This is a genomic window from Halobacterium sp. CBA1132 (assembly GCF_001485535.1).
GTDB lineage: Archaea > Halobacteriota > Halobacteria > Halobacteriales > Halobacteriaceae > Halobacterium.
Window position 1 is genome coordinate 2,492,715 of sequence record NZ_BCMZ01000001.1, and the last position, 15,429, is coordinate 2,508,143.

The 15,429-nt window shown below is 66.2% G+C and carries 16 protein-coding genes, 1 tRNA gene and 1 pseudogene; 7 read left to right on the forward strand and 11 right to left on the reverse strand.

Going from position 1 to position 15,429, the window contains the following annotated elements; all coding sequences use genetic code 11:
- Nucleotides 1–5 precede the first annotated feature (5 nt).
- The gene (locus tag AVZ66_RS15760) at nucleotides 6–1,283 is read right to left on the reverse strand and encodes an AAA family ATPase (protein WP_082678847.1); all 1,278 of its coding nucleotides are present in this window, start codon (nucleotides 1,281–1,283) and stop codon (nucleotides 6–8) included.
- Nucleotides 1,284–1,410: 127 nt separating this feature from the next.
- Here AVZ66_RS15760 and AVZ66_RS13100 point away from each other — a divergent pair, with 127 nt between their 5' ends.
- From AVZ66_RS13100 to AVZ66_RS13110, 3 genes are read left to right on the forward strand one after another with little or no spacing between them, the layout of a single operon-like run.
- Entirely contained in the window at nucleotides 1,411–3,774 is a 2,364-nt protein-coding gene (locus AVZ66_RS13100; protein WP_058984519.1) for an ATP-dependent DNA helicase, read from the forward strand.
- Nucleotides 3,771–4,280 (forward strand): KEOPS complex subunit Cgi121, encoded by a 510-nt coding sequence (cgi121, locus tag AVZ66_RS13105; RefSeq protein WP_058984520.1) that lies wholly within the window; start codon nucleotides 3,771–3,773, stop codon nucleotides 4,278–4,280. The genes AVZ66_RS13100 and cgi121 overlap by 4 nt, the downstream gene beginning before the upstream one ends.
- Nucleotides 4,281–4,322: 42 nt before the next feature.
- Nucleotides 4,323–4,700, forward strand: coding sequence for a hypothetical protein (locus AVZ66_RS13110; RefSeq protein ID WP_058984521.1), 378 nt, complete (start codon nucleotides 4,323–4,325; stop codon nucleotides 4,698–4,700).
- A gap of 174 nt (nucleotides 4,701–4,874) precedes the next feature.
- On the opposite strand, the gene AVZ66_RS17095 is transcribed toward AVZ66_RS13110, so the two are convergent.
- The 4 genes from AVZ66_RS17095 to AVZ66_RS13125 all read right to left on the reverse strand — a co-directional run bounded on the left by AVZ66_RS17095 (nucleotide 4,875) and on the right by AVZ66_RS13125 (nucleotide 7,496).
- Nucleotides 4,875–5,009: a hypothetical protein gene (locus tag AVZ66_RS17095; protein ID WP_269432494.1), complete on the reverse strand. Its 135-nt coding sequence runs from the start codon at nucleotides 5,007–5,009 to the stop codon at nucleotides 4,875–4,877.
- 66 nt (nucleotides 5,010–5,075) lie between these two features.
- The gene (locus AVZ66_RS13115; RefSeq protein ID WP_058984522.1) at nucleotides 5,076–5,822 is read right to left on the reverse strand and encodes a Yip1 family protein; all 747 of its coding nucleotides are present in this window, start codon (nucleotides 5,820–5,822) and stop codon (nucleotides 5,076–5,078) included.
- Nucleotides 5,823–5,871: 49 nt separating this feature from the next.
- Complete coding sequence (locus AVZ66_RS13120; protein ID WP_058984523.1) at nucleotides 5,872–7,089, reverse strand: permease; 1,218 nt, start codon at nucleotides 7,087–7,089, stop codon at nucleotides 5,872–5,874.
- Nucleotides 7,090–7,423: 334 nt separating this feature from the next.
- Nucleotides 7,424–7,496: transfer RNA gene (locus AVZ66_RS13125), tRNA-Gln, on the reverse strand.
- Between the two features lie 137 nt (nucleotides 7,497–7,633).
- Between AVZ66_RS13125 and AVZ66_RS13130 the strand changes: the two genes are divergently transcribed.
- Together AVZ66_RS13130 and AVZ66_RS13135 are read left to right on the forward strand one after the other, a co-directional pair.
- Nucleotides 7,634–8,218, forward strand: a complete 585-nt coding sequence (locus AVZ66_RS13130; protein ID WP_058984524.1) for an IMP cyclohydrolase — start codon at nucleotides 7,634–7,636, stop codon at nucleotides 8,216–8,218.
- Between the two features lie 25 nt (nucleotides 8,219–8,243).
- Complete coding sequence (locus tag AVZ66_RS13135; protein ID WP_058984525.1) at nucleotides 8,244–8,903, forward strand: metallophosphoesterase; 660 nt, start codon at nucleotides 8,244–8,246, stop codon at nucleotides 8,901–8,903.
- A gap of 13 nt (nucleotides 8,904–8,916) precedes the next feature.
- On the opposite strand, the pseudogene AVZ66_RS13140 reads toward AVZ66_RS13135, so the two are convergent.
- A pseudogene (locus AVZ66_RS13140) lies at nucleotides 8,917–9,993 on the reverse strand (tryptophanase); the annotation flags it as partial.
- Nucleotides 9,994–10,047: 54 nt separating this feature from the next.
- Here AVZ66_RS13140 and AVZ66_RS13145 point away from each other — a divergent pair.
- Nucleotides 10,048–10,683, forward strand: coding sequence for an IS6 family transposase (locus AVZ66_RS13145; protein ID WP_058984526.1), 636 nt, complete (start codon nucleotides 10,048–10,050; stop codon nucleotides 10,681–10,683).
- Here the strand turns inward: AVZ66_RS13145 and AVZ66_RS13150 are convergent.
- Both AVZ66_RS13150 and AVZ66_RS13155 read right to left on the reverse strand, forming a co-directional pair.
- Nucleotides 10,680–10,991, reverse strand: a complete 312-nt coding sequence (locus AVZ66_RS13150; protein ID WP_058984527.1) for a beta-eliminating lyase-related protein — start codon at nucleotides 10,989–10,991, stop codon at nucleotides 10,680–10,682. The genes AVZ66_RS13145 and AVZ66_RS13150 overlap by 4 nt on opposite strands.
- Before the next feature lie 109 nt (nucleotides 10,992–11,100).
- Nucleotides 11,101–12,285, reverse strand: coding sequence for an aspartate kinase (locus tag AVZ66_RS13155; RefSeq protein ID WP_058984528.1), 1,185 nt, complete (start codon nucleotides 12,283–12,285; stop codon nucleotides 11,101–11,103).
- 136 nt (nucleotides 12,286–12,421) lie between these two features.
- Between AVZ66_RS13155 and AVZ66_RS13160 the strand changes: the two genes are divergently transcribed.
- Nucleotides 12,422–12,799: a hypothetical protein gene (locus tag AVZ66_RS13160; protein ID WP_058984529.1), complete on the forward strand. Its 378-nt coding sequence runs from the start codon at nucleotides 12,422–12,424 to the stop codon at nucleotides 12,797–12,799.
- Here AVZ66_RS13160 and AVZ66_RS13165 read toward each other — a convergent pair whose 3' ends face one another.
- The 3 genes from AVZ66_RS13165 to AVZ66_RS13175 form a co-directional block, all read right to left on the reverse strand.
- A complete protein-coding gene (locus AVZ66_RS13165; protein ID WP_058984530.1) occupies nucleotides 12,800–13,660 on the reverse strand; it encodes an ABC transporter permease subunit in 861 nt (286 codons plus the stop codon). It lies immediately after the preceding gene.
- Nucleotides 13,657–14,580, reverse strand: a complete 924-nt coding sequence (locus AVZ66_RS13170; RefSeq protein WP_058984531.1) for an ABC transporter ATP-binding protein — start codon at nucleotides 14,578–14,580, stop codon at nucleotides 13,657–13,659. Before AVZ66_RS13170 ends, AVZ66_RS13165 begins: the two co-directional genes overlap by 4 nt.
- 72 nt (nucleotides 14,581–14,652) lie before the next feature.
- Nucleotides 14,653–15,429 carry an ABC transporter permease subunit gene (locus AVZ66_RS13175; protein ID WP_058984532.1) on the reverse strand — a complete coding sequence of 259 codons (777 nt, stop codon included), beginning with the start codon at nucleotides 15,427–15,429 and terminating at the stop codon, nucleotides 14,653–14,655.

Below are 15,429 nucleotides of genomic sequence, written 5' to 3' on the forward strand. Positions count from 1 at the left end.
CTGACTCATCCACCCCTAAGATCAAGGTGAAGTTCTTCCAACTCACTCTTCGCCTGTTCATAGTTAAGCACCTTTGACGCGTGTTCCCTTACTTGTATAATTTGGAAACTTTCGCGAAGGTAAGGTCGCATATTTTCACCAGGGTATTCAAGAAATTCACGTATAAAGTCCATATTATGTGTGGTGATAAAGATTTGTGTATCTTCTTGTGTCGTAAACTCGGTTAGAAATCCGACGAGATCCCGGATATACCCTGGATGCATGTGATTTTCCGGCTCCTCGAGGAGGAGAGCGTAATTCTGCTCTTCACTAACCCGAAGCTCCCACAGGAGCCCAACCATCGCCTTAAATCCGTCACCCATGAAATCATATGGGATAGAGTATCTATCGCCGTTCTCGTCAAAAACTAGTTCGTCCAGACTAAAATCATGCAGATTCTCAACTAGACCATAATTACGTAGATCGTCCTCAATTCGACTGAGTATAACAGAATAATCATTATGAGACCGGATATCTTTCTCAGATATATCAAATGACTTTACAAATTTGACTTCGGATGAGTCTTCAATTCTTCCAAGGTAGTTACTCCTACCATGCCGACCAATTATTAGGCCGCGGAATATCCGCTCGATTGCCCATTCAACGCCAGAGTATTCTGTAGAGTCCGATGATTCAATATCTATCTCGTACGCCAGTATTTCCGATACATCAGACACAAATTCTTCGAGATTTTTTGAGATGTAGACAAAGGGTACTTTCGACTGTTCCCGTTCTAGAATAATAGCTGAGTTAAAAAGCCGATCGAAGTCATCATTTGCCAGATAATCACTAATTACCCGTTCAACCGAATCGCGGAGGGTAGTCTCAATTTCATTTGAGTGATCAATTGATTCCTTTAGCTCGCTGAGGACTCTTTCTTCACCACTTATTTGTCGGTCAATAAGTGTGTTAAAGAAATCTATTTTTTCCTCCTCAGTGGCAAGCCGAATAGTTAGTTTCTGCCTTTCGCCTTCACTCGTAAATTCCGCAAGCCCAGCCTGTCCGCTACTTCCCGAGTAAGTGCAAAGAATTTCAGCTTGGTCAGTTTTTGCGTTTACCAGTTTATCAGCGTTGCTAGCGTAGTCACGGACATTGGTTGGATTAAAGTCTAAGTCAATAGCTTCCAGAATAGAAGTCTTACCAACGTTATTCCTACCAGTGATGATGTTGATATCCTTCGCTTGGAAGGCGAAATCAGAGTGACCCTTGAAATTTTTAACCGAAATTCGTTCTATATCTACCATTTTAACTAATCCATGATTGGGGAACAGCGAACTTTCCAGATACTCTTAGATTGAGACAGGTCAACGTATATATTTGGTGTTGCCCGGCCCGACAGTTTAAACCGCGAGACGAGCCTATTCCGGGGTAATGAAAGTCGCGGACGTACCCGGTCTCCCCGAGGGGGTCGCCGACCACCTCGAATCGGGGGGCATCGAGGAGCTGTACCCGCCGCAGGCCGAGGCCGTGGAGGCGGGCGTCGCGGAGGGCGAGAGCGTCGTCGCGAGCGTGCCGACCGCCAGCGGGAAGACCCTGATTGCGCAGTTGGCGATGCTGTCGGCCATCGAGGACGGCGGCACCGCCCTCTACATCGTGCCGCTGCGCGCGCTCGCCGGCGAGAAGGCCACCGAGTTCGAGGCGTTCGAGCAGTTCGGGCTGTCCGTGGGCGTCTCCACGGGGAACTACGAGGACGACGGCTCGCGGCTGTCGGACAACGACATCATCGTCGCGACCTCCGAGAAGGTCGACTCGCTCGTACGCAACGGTGCTGGCTGGATCGACGACCTCTCGTGTGTGGTCGCGGACGAGGTCCACCTCGTCGACGACGACCACCGCGGCCCGACGCTGGAAGTGACGCTCGCGAAACTCCGCCAGCGCGTGCAGGACCTCCAGGTGGTGGCGCTGTCGGCGACGGTCGGGAACGCCGACGAGATAGCTGACTGGCTGGACGCCGAACTCGTGGACTCGGAGTGGCGGCCAATCGACCTGCGGACGGGCGTCCACTACGGGCAGGCGGTCCACTACGACGACGGCACGCAGGAGGAACTCGCGACCGGCGGCAGCGACAGTCAGACCGCTGCCATCGTGGAGGACACGCTCGCGGACGACGGCTCGACGCTCGTGTTCGTGAACTCCCGGCGGAACGCGGAGGCAGCGGCGCGCCGGCTCGCGGACGTCACCAAGCAGGGCATCAGCGACGACGACCGCGAGCGCCTCCGGAAGGTCGCCGACGAAATCAGGGGCGTCAGCGACACGGAGACCAGCACCGACCTCGCGGACGCCGTGGAGAAGGGCGCGGCGTTCCACCACGCGGGATTGTCGAGAGAGCAAAGAGAGCTCGTCGAGGACGCGTTCCGCGACCGCGCCATCAAAGTCGTCTCCGCGACGCCGACGCTCGCGGCGGGCGTGAACACGCCGAGCCGCCGAGTCGTCGTGCGGGACTGGCAGCGCTACGACGGCACTGCGGGCGGCATGCAGCCGCTGTCCGTGCTGGAGGTCCACCAGATGTTCGGGCGCGCGGGCCGCCCCGGTCGAGACCCGTACGGCGAAGCGGTGCTGCTCGCGAACGACCACGACGAGCTAGAGGAGCTGTTCGACCGGTACATCTACGCGGAGCCCGAGCCCGTGCGCTCGAAACTCGCGGCGGAGCCCGCGCTCCGCACGCACGTCCTCGCGGCCGTCGCGACGGGATTCACGACAACGGAGGACGCACTCCACGAGTTCCTCGGGGAGACGCTGTACGCCACGCAGACCGACGACCCCGGGCGGCTGAAGAGCGTCACGCGGGACGTGCTGGCGTACCTCGACCGGAACGAGTTCGTGGAGCGCGAGGACGGCACGCTGCGCGCGACCAGCACGGGCCACCTCGTGAGCCAACTGTACGTCGACCCGATGAGCGCGGCGACGCTGGTCGACGGACTGCGGGCGGCAGAACGCAGCGAGACGGCCAGCGGTGGCCGCCAGCGAGCGAGTGGCGACCCCGAGGACGCCGGCTTCCAGACCGCCAGCGAGATGCAGGAACCAGCGCCAGAGGCGGACGGTGACACCGGCGAGGGGGGCGCGAGTCCGACGCCGTTCGGGCTGTTCCACCTCGTGAGCCGGACGCCGGACATGTACGAACTCTACCTGCGGTCGGGGGACCGCGAGCAGTACACGGAGCTCGCCTACGAGCGCGAGGACGAACTGCTCGGGTCTGCACCCCGCGAGGAGGAGGCGGCCTTCGAGGACTGGCTGTCGGCGTTGAAGACCGCGAAGCTCCTCGAAGACTGGGCCTCGGAGTTGGACGAGGACCGCATCGCGGAGCGCTACGGGGTCGGCCCCGGGGACATCCGCGGGAAGGTCGAGACCGCAGAGTGGCTGCTGCACGCCGCCGAGCGCCTCGCCGGCGACCTCGACGACGTGGAGTCGGCGGCCGCTGTGCGCGAGGCGCGCAAGCGCGTGGAGTACGGCGTCCGCGAGGAACTCCTCGATTTGGCGGGCGTGCGGAACGTCGGCCGGAAGCGCGCTCGCCGCCTCTACAACGCGGGCGTCGAGTCGCGCGCCGACCTCCGGGACGCCGAGAAGAGCCTCGTGCTGGGGGCGGTGCGCGGCCGCGAGAAGACCGCCGAGCGCATCCTGGAGAACGTCGGGCACTCGAACCCCGAGATGGACAGCGTGGACGCCGACGCGGACGCGGTGGCGGCCGCCGAGGAGGCCGACCGTGGCGGGCAGGCGAATCTGGGGGACTTCTCGTGAAGCTGGTCGCGGGCAGCGTGGTCGTCGAGGACGTCGAGGTGTTCGTCGCGGCCCTGCCGGAGGGCGGCCCCGAGACCGTCGTGCAGGCGTTCGACGCGGCGTACGTCGCGGACCGCGAGCATCTCGCGGCGGCGGTCGAGCACGCCGACCGCGCGTTCGACCGCGGCGAGAACGTCGCCAGCGACCGGTCGGTCGAAGTCCTGCTGTACGCGGCGGGCCGCCGGCAGATTCGGGAGGCGCTCGAAATGGGCGTCGACGAGGGCGAGCAGGCGGTCGTGGTCGTTGTCGCGGGCGGCGACGAGGACAGCGCGGCGGCGGCAGTCGCGGCGTTCCTCGACGGCGGGCGAGTGCTGGCGGCCGACGAGCCGAGCGGAGCGGGCGTCTACGGCGACCGCGAGACGATTCGGGAGTTCTTCGACGTGAGCGACGCCGAACTGGACGCGGCCGCGGGCGACCTCGCGGGCGTCGTGCGGGAGCGCGTGACGCTGCTGGACGTCGAGAAGTAGGCGGCCAGCACGCATTTGCCGGGCGCGTCGAACCACCTAGGTATGAGCGACGACAGCGACGACTTCGTGCCCGAGGAGTCGACCGAGGAGTTCCCCAGCGAGCACGAGCGCCCGCAGGCCGAGCACGTCGAGGAGACGCTGACGGCGATGGAGGCCGCGGTGCAGGGGTCGAGCTATCCGACGAACGCCAGCGACCTGCGCGCGGCGTACGCGACCGAGCGCGACGAGGTCGTCAACGAGACGGAGGCGCTGGCGGACGTCTTCGACCGGCTGGTGCCCGAGGAGTACGACACCCCGGAGGACGCCCGCGAGGCGATTCTCGGGGAGTTGACGGGGCGCGCGGGCATCGAACGCGGCGACCTCGCCGAATACAACCCCGAGCGCGAACTCGACGCGATGGACCTCGTCGAGGACGAGTGAGACGGTACCACACCCCGTTCCAGTCGAAACGGAGGGGTCGGGGGTGGCCGCTGCCCCGCGATTATCCCGTCGAGAAGGTGGTATCGGGGTCGTCGCGGGTGGAAGTTGTCAGTCGGTTTTCCAGTCGAAACGTCGCCCGCGAGGAGCATGCGCTCGTCAGACGCACGGCGGTCGTCACTGCCGCAGGTCGCGTCTGTCGTAGTGGCGCTGGCAACTCCGACAGTAGTAGCGGCCGTCGCGCTGCCGGCGCAGTCGCGTGTGGCCGCGCGGGCACTTGACGCGCCAGCCAGCGTCCGAGGGATGGTCCATCTACCGGCGTCAGACGAACGTCGCACACAAGAACGGGATCCTGCCGCACAGTGAAACTGAAAGTGGCTACGCGAGCGAGACGACGAACAGCAACACGGCGACGAGCGCGGACGCAGCGGCCGCGCTGCCCAGCGAGGTATCGTGGCCCTCGCGGAGGCCGTGCGTCCAGATGTACGCCTGCCACGCGGTGCCGACGAGCGCGCCGAGGACGCCGATTGCGCTGCCGGTCGTGTTGGTGAGCCGGCGGAGTTGGTCGGCCAGCAGCTCGGGGTCGCTGGCGAGGTCGACGCCCGAGAACAGGACGACGATTCCGACGATGCCGAAGGCGGACTGGACGAGCTGCGCGGGCATCGCCCAGCCGGTGACTGAGAGCGTCGCGGTGAACGAGCCGCGGCTGCCGGTGAACGCGCCGACCGCGTGCAGCGCGACGGCGACCAGCACCCAGCCGAGCAGCGTCGCGAAGAAGAGCACGGGAACGCGCCGGTATATGGCGTCGCGGAGCTTCGCGCCGACCGAGACCTGCTTCGTCTGCGGTTCGTCGATGGTACACGGCTCGGGCGTCGAGACGTTCATCTCGGCGAAGCTCGCGCACTGCGACTGGGGCCACGGCTCCATCGTCGTGACCGTGACGGTGGCGTCGATTTGGCTGGCCATGTACTCGCCGACGGCGACGAACGCGATGGTCGTGAGAAAAGCGACAACGATAACGACGACTGCGGCGCCGCCGAGGGACCGCTCGGGCGGGTGCGTCTCGAAGAACGAGCCCGGGTGGAACAGCAGCGTCCGCAGGCCGTGGAGGGCGTCCCGAAGCATGGGAGCGGATGGTTCGCCCACGGCGCGTTTCAACGTACCGGCTGTTCTCTCAGTGCGCGTGCGCGCTCTCCGCTTCGTCGGCGTCAGCGCCGTACATCAAGTACAGTTCCGCGAGGAACACGAGCGCGAACGCGGCGTTCAGGTACGTCGTGTACCCCGAGGGCGCGGTGCCGCCGACCTCGCCCTGCGCCGGCACGAGCCCGAGGCCGTGCCAGACGTAGTGGATAGTGATGCCGGAGACGACGGCGGTGACGAAGATGCCGACGAACAGCACCGCCGCCATCCGCAGCCCGTAGTACCGCCGGTAGGCGTCGGTGATGGTCGGGACGATGAGGTCAGCGAAGATGAACGACATGACGCCGCCGAACGCGATGCCGTTGCTCCAGAGGATGACCGCGAACGGCACGTTCCCCACCGAGCAGACGAACGTCACGACGCCCACCGTGACGCCGATTATCGCGCTCGCGGCGACCCACGAGAACGACCCCTGCGCGCCGACGTCGAACAGCGTCGTCCACCACGCGCGCGGCACGAACGCGCCGATGAGCCCCGCGACGAGGAAGCCCGCGACGATGTCCGTCCACAGCATCTGCCACTCCCCGACCGCGTTCTTCGCGGCGAGGCGCCACCCGCGCTTCGTCGCGAGACTCGGGTGGCGCGACTCGCCGTGCTGTTCGTCTTCGTACGTGCGCTTGCAGGACTCCGAGCAGAAGTACTCGGTCCCGGAGTCGGTCTCCAGCGCGACGATGTCGTCGCTGGCCGGGTCGACGTCCATCCCGCAAACCGGGTCGCGCACGCCCTCCGCGGACTGGACGTGCTCGCGGGCGGCGGCGAACCACTCTCCCGGCACGACGTACTGGAAGACGGCGGCGAGCAGGACGATGAGCAACAGGCCGGCGACGTAGTCCGCGAGCACGAACTCCCAGCCGAGCAGAATCCACATCACGAGCCCGAGTTCGATGACGAGGTTCGTGGACGCGAACTGGAACGCCGCTAGACTCGCTATCGGTGACGCGCCCTTCTTGAAGAGGCTCTTCGTCGTCGCGACGGCGCCGAACGAGCACGACGACGACGCCGCGCCGAACAGCGTGCCGAGCCCGAGTTCGCGCAGCCCGGACCCGCCGAGCACGCGGGACATCCGCTCCTCGCTGACGAACGTCTCGACGGCGCCCGCGATGGTGAACCCCAGCACGAGCGCCCACCACGTCTCCCAGAACATCTCCCCGCCGAGTCGGAGTCCCTCCGCGAGCGTGTCGACGACGCTCATGTGTACGCGTACGGGCGCCCCGTTTAGTGGCGTTGTGGTTGGGTTCGTTCGGCTGGCTGGTGGCGAGAGTTTGGAACGTGAAGCAGACGCGCCGCTGCGAAGTCGAGTGTCGAAGGAGAATAGTCCATCCTGGATTCGAACTGGAGGAAGACGTGCTCGCTACGCTGCGCGCGACTTCCAGAGGACGAATCCCGACGATTCACTGCTCACGGTGCTCACGGCGCTGCCGTTCGCACGGGCCGAGACGTCCTCAGAACCGCAACGCGGTTCTGATGGGCTGCGAAAATCGCTCCGCGATTTTCGAACGCTACGCGTCTCGCGTTCGCAGTAGAAGTAGTCCATCCTGGATTCGAACCAGGGTCGAAGCCCCCAGAAGGCTTCAGGATTGGCCGCTACCCCAATGGACTGCTCGCACACGGTAGAAGGCGATTGTGGCTTATGAGTGTTGCGAACCCCGACGACGGAGGCACCGCGAGCGCTCCGGCGACCGCTCAAACGTGTGTAGTTCGACGCCTATTTGCCGTCCGAGAATGCACGTTCGCGTATGTACGTCGGACGGTTCGTCGTCGTCGGTCCGGACGTGGCAGCGTACCGAGTGTCCTCGCGGTCGTTCCCGAACCGCCGAGCGGTCCAGCGGGAGGACGCGGTGACCGTCGCGCCAACGCCGGACGCGCCGGAGACGGACAACCCCTACGTGTCGTACAACTGCTACCGGACGGCGGCGGGCCACGCCGTCGTCGGGAACGGCAGCCACGTCGACCCGATTACGGAGAAGCTCGGCCTCGGCTATCCGGCGCGGGACGCGCTCGCGGAGAGCCTGCTCGCGCTCGACTACGAGAAAGACGACTACGACACGCCCCGCATCGCCGGCGTGTTGACGCCCGAAGGGGACGCGTACATCGGAACAGTGCGGAAGGACGCGCTGCTCGTGGAAGCAGTCGATGAGCCGACGCTCGTCGCGACCTACGAGAAGGACAGCCCCGAACCAATCGGCTTCGAGGCCGAGAGCGCAAGCGAGGCCGCGGCGGAAGCGTACAGCGCGGCGTTCGAGCACGCAGTCTGTTCGGTCGGCGTGGTGCGGGACGGCGACGGCTACGCGACGGCCATCGAGAACGGACCGGAGAACTAAGGCCGCGGGCGACGCAGTCCTGCGTATGCAGGTCGCCGTCCTCTCCGACATCCACTCGAATCTCGTGGCACTGGAGACTGTTTTCGACGACCTCCCGGCCGTGGACGCGCTCGTCTGCGCCGGCGACGTGGTCGGCTACAACGCGTGGCCCGCGGAGTGCGTGGACGCGCTCCGCGAGCGCGACGTGCCGACGGTGATGGGGAACCACGACCGGATGGTGGCGACCGACCGGAACTTCGGCGGGAACGGGATGGCCCAAGCGGGCGTGCGGCACGCGAAAGCCGAGTTGAACGACGTCCAGCGCGGGTGGGTCGAGCGCCTGCCGCGCGAGCGGACGCTGTTCGACGGCCGCGTGAAGGTCGTCCACGACCACCCCGAGGTGCAGGACCGCTACACGTACCCGGAGTCGTTCGGCCCGCACCTGCTCGGCGACGAGGACGTCCTGATTCTCGGGCACACGCACGTCCAACACCACGAGGTCTACGACGACGGCGTGGTGCTGAATCCGGGGAGTGTCGGGCAGCCACGGGACCGCGACCCGCGCGCGGCGTACGCCGTCTTGGACCTCGACGACCTGACTGTCGAGGAGCGTCGCGTCGAGTACGACATCGACCGGGTCGCGGACGCCGTGCGGGACGCGGGGCTGCCGGACGCGACCGCAGAGCGACTCGCGGACGGCCGGTGACGGTTCGCGCGCGCTACGGGGAGGACGCGTGCGTCTCCTCGTCGACCGGCCGGAGTTCCGCGGAGAAGTGCCGGAGTTCCGCCATCTCGGGCTCGGAGACGACCTCGTAGCCGGTGACGTCGCTGCCCTTCTCGCAGACCGCGGCGGCCGTGTCCGCGACGTGTTCGAGGTGGTCCGGGCCGTACGTGCGTCGCGGCACCGCGAGCCGCACGAGGTCGTCGCGCTCGGTTCCGGGGAACGCGAACCGCCCGAGCTCCACGGCGCGGACGCCGCCCTCGCGGTAGAGTTCGCAGACGAACGCCTGCCCGGGGTACGCCTCCCGTGGGATGTGCGGGAGCGCGTCGTTGGCGTTGACGTAGACGGCGTGGCCGCCGGCCGGCTGGTAGACGGGGACGCCGCGGTCGCCGAGGGCCTCGCAGAGCGCCTCGACCTGCGCGACGCGCTCGCCGACGTACGGCGGGTCGACGGCTTCGCGGAGGCCGACGGCGAACGCCGCGAGGTCGCGGCCGCTCATCCCGCCGTACGTCGAGAACCCCTCGTAGAGGATGCCGCGCTGGCGGCACGCCTCGAAGAGGTCCCCCTTCTCCCGGAGGCCGACGAACCCGCCGACGTTCACGAGGCCGTCTTTCTTCCCGCTCATCACGCACGCGTCGGCGTACGAGAGCTGTTCGCGGGCGACGCTGGCGACGGAGTCGCCGGCGAACTCGTCCTCGCGGCGCGTCACGAAGTGGGCGTTCTCCGCGAACCGACAGGCGTCGACGACGAACGTCGCGTCGATTTCTTCGGCGAACGCGGCGGCCTCGCGAGTGTTCGCGACGCTGACCGGCTGGCCGGCCATCGAGTTGTTCGTGACAGTGAGCACGATTAGCGGGACGTTCTCCGCGCCGACGTCGTCGACGACCTCGCGGGCCGTGTCCACGTCGAAGTTCCCCTTGAACGGGTGGTCGCTGTCGCCGTCGCGGGCTTCCGGAACCGGGCAGTCCACAGGGTCGCCGCCGTTCGCGGCGATGTGGGCGCGCGTCGTATCGAAGTGCGCGTTGTTCAGCACGACGTCGCCCTCGGAGACGAGCGCGCCGTAGAGGACGTTCTCCGGGTCGTGTTTAGTTAAGGCTGAAAAGTGAGGCGAGAGTGATTTCTGCTGTCTATGGCTGAAACCACTCGCCTCAGTGGCTGTAGCGACTGGATCGAGTTAGATTTTGTGGAGCGCGAGCGGACACCGAGCGAGCTGATGCAGCTTGGTATTCGACTTCATTTGGCTGGTCTCTCACTTTCGAATACAGTAAAAGAACTTGAGAAGTTCGGTGTCCAACGCTCGCGGAAAGCGGTCCATGATTGGGTACAGAAAGCTGATCTACAGCCCGCCAGCGACGCCAGCCCGGATCAGGTTGCGGTTGACGAAACGGTGATCCGTATCGACGGCCAGCAGTACTGGCTGTACGCTGCCGTCAATCCAGACTCGAACAAATTCCTGCACGTACGGCTGTTTCCGACGACAACAACGGCGTTGACTGAACGATTTCTGCAGGAATTACGCGAGAAACACGACGTCGAAGATGCCGTGTTTCTAGTTGATCACGCCCAGCACCTCAAAACAGCACTCCAGCGAGTCGGGCTCCGATTCCAAACCGTTCGTCATGGGAATCGGAATGCTGTCGAACGTGTTTTTCGAGAGATAAAACGACGGACTTCCTCGTTCAGTAATAGTTTCAGCCACGTCGAGCCAACAACAGCGGAATCGTGGTTGCAAGCCTTCGCCGTCTGGTGGAACTCGCTAAACTAAACACGATGGTTCTCCGCGCCCCGCCCCTGATGGGCGGGAACGATATGTTCGAAGCCCATGACCTCGCGGACGGCGTCGCGGAGGTCGCGGAAGCTATCGCTGCCGGCGTAGGCCTCGTCGCCGCCCATCAGGGCGGCCCACTGGCTGGTGCTCATCGTGCCGGTGCCGGAGTCGGTGAGGAGGTCGACGAAGACGTCCGCGCTGTCGAGATTGAAGACGTTGTAGCCCGCGTCCCGGAGCGCGGCCTCGCGGTCCTCGCGGTCGAGCAGCCGAATCGGTTCGACCATCGCGGCCTTGTACGAGCGCATACCCGAGAGACGCGCGAAATCGCGATAAACCCGGCGAGCCAGCCGTGTACGGCAGTGTACAGGGATGTACGCTCGCCGCCGTGACTGTGCGAAAAACGAAGGGCGCCGGTTAGGAACTGAAGCGGCCCTGAACGATTTCCAGCGTCTCCTCGCGGTCGTCCCAGTCGACGAAGACGGCGACCGACGTCGCACTGGAGATGATGTCGATGACGTTGATGCCCGCGTCCGCGATGGGGTCGACGATGCGCCGGAGGATGCCCGGCTGATTCGGGAGTTCGCCGCCGAGCACGCGGATAACGGCGACCTCGTCGCGGACGGTGACCGAGGAGAGTTCGCCGACCTCGATGACCTCGCTGTGGAGGACGTTCTCGGCGCGCTCGGCGAGGTCCTCGTCGACGTAGAACGTCATCGAGTCCATGCCGGACGCGACCGCGTCGACGTTGATATCCGAGTCGTCGAGCGCGGTCGACAGCGTCGACATGATGCCGGGGCGGTTGCGGATGGCGCGCCCGGCGACGGTGAGACACGCCAGCGGCGAGTCCCGCATGTCGATCATGTTCTCAAACTGGCCCTCGATTTTGGTGCCGCCGGAGAGCAGGTCGCCGTGCTGGTAGTGGATGACGCGGACGTCGAGTTCGTCGTCCTTGAACGAGAGCGCGGAGGGAGCGACGACTTCCGCGCCGCGGAAGGACAGGTTCCGGAGTTCGTCGACGGTGATTTCGCCGACGTTGCGTGCGCCCTCGACGACGTGGGGGTCGCCGGTCATGACGCCCTCGACGTCGGTGACGATGACCACTTCGTCGGCGTCGGCGTACCGGCCGAGCATCACGGCCGTGGTGTCGCTGCCGCCCCGTCCAAGCGTGGTGACGTTGCCGTCGAGGTCCTCCGCGAGGAAGCCCGTGATGACGGGGACGACGTCGCCGAGGTCCGCGGCGAGCGCTTCCACGCGCTCGCGGGTCTCCTCGACGTCGACTTCGCCGCGGTCGTTGGCGACGACCGGCCAGTCGGGGTGGCCGGGTTCGAGGAACACCGCGTTCACGCCGCGGGCGGCCAACGCCGCCTTCAGCATCCGCACGGACGTGCGCTCGCCCATCGAGACGATTTCCGCGCGGTCGGCGTCGTCGGCCTCGAACGTGATGTCGTCGAGCAGTTCGTCGGTCGTGTTCCCCATCGCCGACGCGACCACCGCGATTTCGTGGCCGGCTGCGACGGCGTCAGCGACGGAGTCCGCGGCCCGCTCGATGCGGTCGCCGCTCCCGAGACTGGTGCCGCCGAACTTCGCGACTACGCGCATCGCTTCCCACCGGACCTCGAAGCCGTACTCATTGCCGGGTCGTAGGGACGCGGGTGGTGATAACTGCTTGCATGCACGAAACGGTTGCCTCCCGTCCGCCCGCGGCGTTAAGTTCGTCGCTGGTGTACTTGAAGCCATGAACGTTCGTGACGCGACGGGCGACGACGCGGACGCGATGGACCGCGTCGCCGACGACGACATCGACGCGGCGCGCCTCGTCAGGGACCGAACGGTGCGCGTCGCCGACGACAACGGCGACATCGCGGGGTTCGTGGCGTTCGACGCGTGGCGCGGCGCCGTCCACGTCACGCGACTGGCGGGCGACGCAGAGACGGTCGGCGCGTTGCTCGACGGCCCGCGGGAGTTCGCGGCCAACGAGGGCCTCTCGGTGGAGGCGGTGCTGAACGAGGACGACGCGCTGGGCGACGTGTTGGAAGCGGAAGGATTCGAAGACGTGGGCGCGGGACCGCGCTTCGACGGCGCGCCGACACGGCGGTACCGCTGGGAGCCGTAGTTAGAGGTCCATACGCTCGAAGCGGTAGTAGCCGAGCGCGGGGGCGACGACGAGCCATGCGAACAGAATCGCCAGCGACGCCCACCCGGAGAGGTAGACGGGGACGGGGTCGAAGGCGGGCAGGAACGTCGCGCTGCTGTTCGCGAACCACTGGACGGCGGACGCGAACGCCTCACTCGGGGAGAGCCGCTGCACGAAGAAGTACCATCCGGGGGCGTCGAGGAACAGCGAGCCGTCGGCGGCCTGTCCTACCGGCGGCGTGAGCGACCCTTCGAGGAGGTAGTAGATGGCGTTCGGGACGAACCCCCAGACGACTTCGAAGAGGATGAAGAAGCCCGCGGCGAGGACGGTGGTGCGCCCGGAGTCTTTCGTCGTCGCGGAGATGCCGACGCCGATGGCGGTGTAGACGACGCCGAGCAGGAGCGTGAGTACCGCGAATATCACGAAGACGATGGGGTCGAAGGCGTCGTACGTCGCGAGGATGACGACGAGCGCCGACGCCAGCCCGACGAGGATGGACACCGCGAGCACGCCGCCGCGGCCGACAACTTTCCCGACGACGGCGTCGCGTCGGGTGTGGGGCAGCGACAGCAGGAACTTCGCGCTCCCGGATTCGAGTTCGCCCGCGATGGCCTTGTGCGTCACCACGAGCGCGGTAATCGGGATGAGGAACGCGGCCGAACCCAACAGGAACGTGACGTAGTCCAGGCTAGAGAGCGTAGCGTCGCCCGTGCCCGCGATGAGCGTGTAGATGTACGCCATGCCCGCCATGAACACCACGAACAGCGCGGTGAGCGCCCACAGCGCCTTCGAGCGCGAGGCGTCCTTGAAGTCCTTGCGCGCAATCGCGGACCAGCTCATGCCGACACCTCCTCGTCGTGGCCGTTGGTGTACGCGGCGAACACGTCGTCGAGCGAGGCCTCCTGCGTGGCGAAGTCGGTGACCTCGCCGCCGGCGGCCTCGACGGCGTCGAGGACGTCGGTCTTGGAGGCGCCCTCGGTGGTCACGGTGAGGACGTCGCGGTCGGCGTCCACGCTCGTGACCCCGGGCACGCCCTCGACGGCTTCGAGGACGTCTGGCGTGAGTTCCCCGACGGTCACCGTCAGGGTCGAGCCCGTGCCCGCGGCCTCGCGGAGCCCGCGGATGGTGTCCTGCGCGACGAGTTCGCCCGCTTGGAGGATGCCGACGCGGTCACAGACGGCTTCGACCTGTTCGAGGATGTGGCTGGAGAAGAAGACGGTCGCGCCCCGTTCGGCCTCCTCCGTGATGATTTCGCGCATCTCGCGGGCGCCGTTCGGGTCCAGTCCCGTCGACGGTTCGTCCAGAATCAGGAGGTCGGGGTCGCCGACGAGCGCGATGGCGAGCGCGAGGCGCTGTTGCATCCCCTTCGAGAAGCCGCCGGCCTTCCGGTCGGCGGCGTCCGGGATGCCGACGCGGTCGAGGAGTGCGTCGGGGTCGTCGTCGGCGCCTTTGGACTCGATGGCGAACTGGAGGTGTTGGCGCGCGGTGAGGCGCTCGTAGACGTGGAACCCCTCGGGGAGGACGCCGATGCGCTGGCGGATGGCCAGCGACTCGTCGTGGGCGTCGAGACCGAGCACGGTCGCGGTGCCGGCGGTCGGCCGCACGAAGTCCAAGAGGATGTCGATGGTCGTGGACTTCCCCGCGCCGTTTGGTCCGAGGAAGCCGTATATCTCCCCGGACTGGACTTCGAGGTCGAGGTCGTGGAGGGCGGTGACGTCACCGTATTGCTTGGTGACGCCGGCGAGTTCGATTGCTGCCATGCGGGAGAAATCTCACCGCCCTCGTAAATCTATTGGGGGTGTTCGCAGCGCGAGCAACCGCACGGCGGCGCCTCAGAGTTCGAGGCGGCCGAATCGTCGCGCGGCGAGCGCGAACCCAACGGCGGTCCACGCGAGCAGCACGGCGGCGCCGGCACCGTCGGGGACAGACGCGACTGACGCCACCGGCTCGACGCCGACGACAGTGAGAGCGCTCGCGTACGCGTACGTCGGGCTGGCGACGACGAGCGTGTCGATGAGACTGCTGGAGACGTTCACGCCGAACGTGCCGGAGAGAACGGTGCGACCGATGGCGAGGAGTATCGGCCAGAAGAACGCGAGGAGGAAGAAGCCGAACGTGGTGGCGGCGGACAGCGTCGTGCTCGTCGAGCGCGCGGTGAACGCGAGCGTCGCGGCGACGAACGCGGCGGCCAGCAGCGCGGCGAGCGCGAGCACGGCGAGCACACGGACCGCAGGCACGGATGCGCCGCGGACCGCGTAGACGACGGTGGCGACGACGATTGCCGCGACGACGGAGACGAGCGTCGTCGCGAGGCGGGCGGCGCCCGCGCCGGCGAGGAACGCCGACCGCGAGTGCGGCAGCGAGAGCGTGAGGCGGACGCGGCCGCTGGCGACGGCGCTCGGCACGGCCTCGTGGGTGAGCGTGCCGGCGGTCAGTGGCACTGCGAACATGAACAGCAACGCGAGCGTAGTGGGCAGCGGCGTCACGCCGGCGTTCGTGGCGCCGTACGCGAACCCGAACGCCAGCAGCGCGAAGAGACCACCGAAGATGCGCAGGGAGTTGTCGGCGCGGAGGGTGCGGAGGTCGCGGCGCGCGACGACCGGCCACAT

Bases quoted from the DNA above. Each gene is read 5' to 3' on its own strand.
- AVZ66_RS17095 (WP_269432494.1), bottom strand. From the start codon at position 5,009: ATGGACCATCCCTCGGACGCTGGCTGGCGCGTCAAGTGCCCGCGCGGC.
- AVZ66_RS13135 (WP_058984525.1), top strand. From the start codon at position 8,244: ATGCAGGTCGCCGTCCTCTCCGACATCCACTCGAATCTCGTGGCACTG.
- AVZ66_RS13110 (WP_058984521.1), top strand. From the start codon at position 4,323: ATGAGCGACGACAGCGACGACTTCGTGCCCGAGGAGTCGACCGAGGAG.
- AVZ66_RS13145 (WP_058984526.1), top strand. From the start codon at position 10,048: ATGGCTGAAACCACTCGCCTCAGTGGCTGTAGCGACTGGATCGAGTTA.
- AVZ66_RS13170 (WP_058984531.1), bottom strand. From the start codon at position 14,580: ATGGCAGCAATCGAACTCGCCGGCGTCACCAAGCAATACGGTGACGTC.
- AVZ66_RS13115 (WP_058984522.1), bottom strand. From the start codon at position 5,822: ATGCTTCGGGACGCCCTCCACGGCCTGCGGACGCTGCTGTTCCACCCG.
- AVZ66_RS15760 (WP_082678847.1), bottom strand. From the start codon at position 1,283: ATGGTAGATATAGAACGAATTTCGGTTAAAAATTTCAAGGGTCACTCT.
- AVZ66_RS13100 (WP_058984519.1), top strand. From the start codon at position 1,411: ATGAAAGTCGCGGACGTACCCGGTCTCCCCGAGGGGGTCGCCGACCAC.
- AVZ66_RS13175 (WP_058984532.1), bottom strand. From the start codon at position 15,429: ATGTGGCCGGTCGTCGCGCGCCGCGACCTCCGCACCCTCCGCGCCGAC.
- AVZ66_RS13165 (WP_058984530.1), bottom strand. From the start codon at position 13,660: ATGAGCTGGTCCGCGATTGCGCGCAAGGACTTCAAGGACGCCTCGCGC.
- AVZ66_RS13160 (WP_058984529.1), top strand. From the start codon at position 12,422: ATGAACGTTCGTGACGCGACGGGCGACGACGCGGACGCGATGGACCGC.
- AVZ66_RS13150 (WP_058984527.1), bottom strand. From the start codon at position 10,991: ATGCGCTCGTACAAGGCCGCGATGGTCGAACCGATTCGGCTGCTCGAC.
- AVZ66_RS13155 (WP_058984528.1), bottom strand. From the start codon at position 12,285: ATGCGCGTAGTCGCGAAGTTCGGCGGCACCAGTCTCGGGAGCGGCGAC.
- AVZ66_RS13120 (WP_058984523.1), bottom strand. From the start codon at position 7,089: ATGAGCGTCGTCGACACGCTCGCGGAGGGACTCCGACTCGGCGGGGAG.
- AVZ66_RS13130 (WP_058984524.1), top strand. From the start codon at position 7,634: ATGTACGTCGGACGGTTCGTCGTCGTCGGTCCGGACGTGGCAGCGTAC.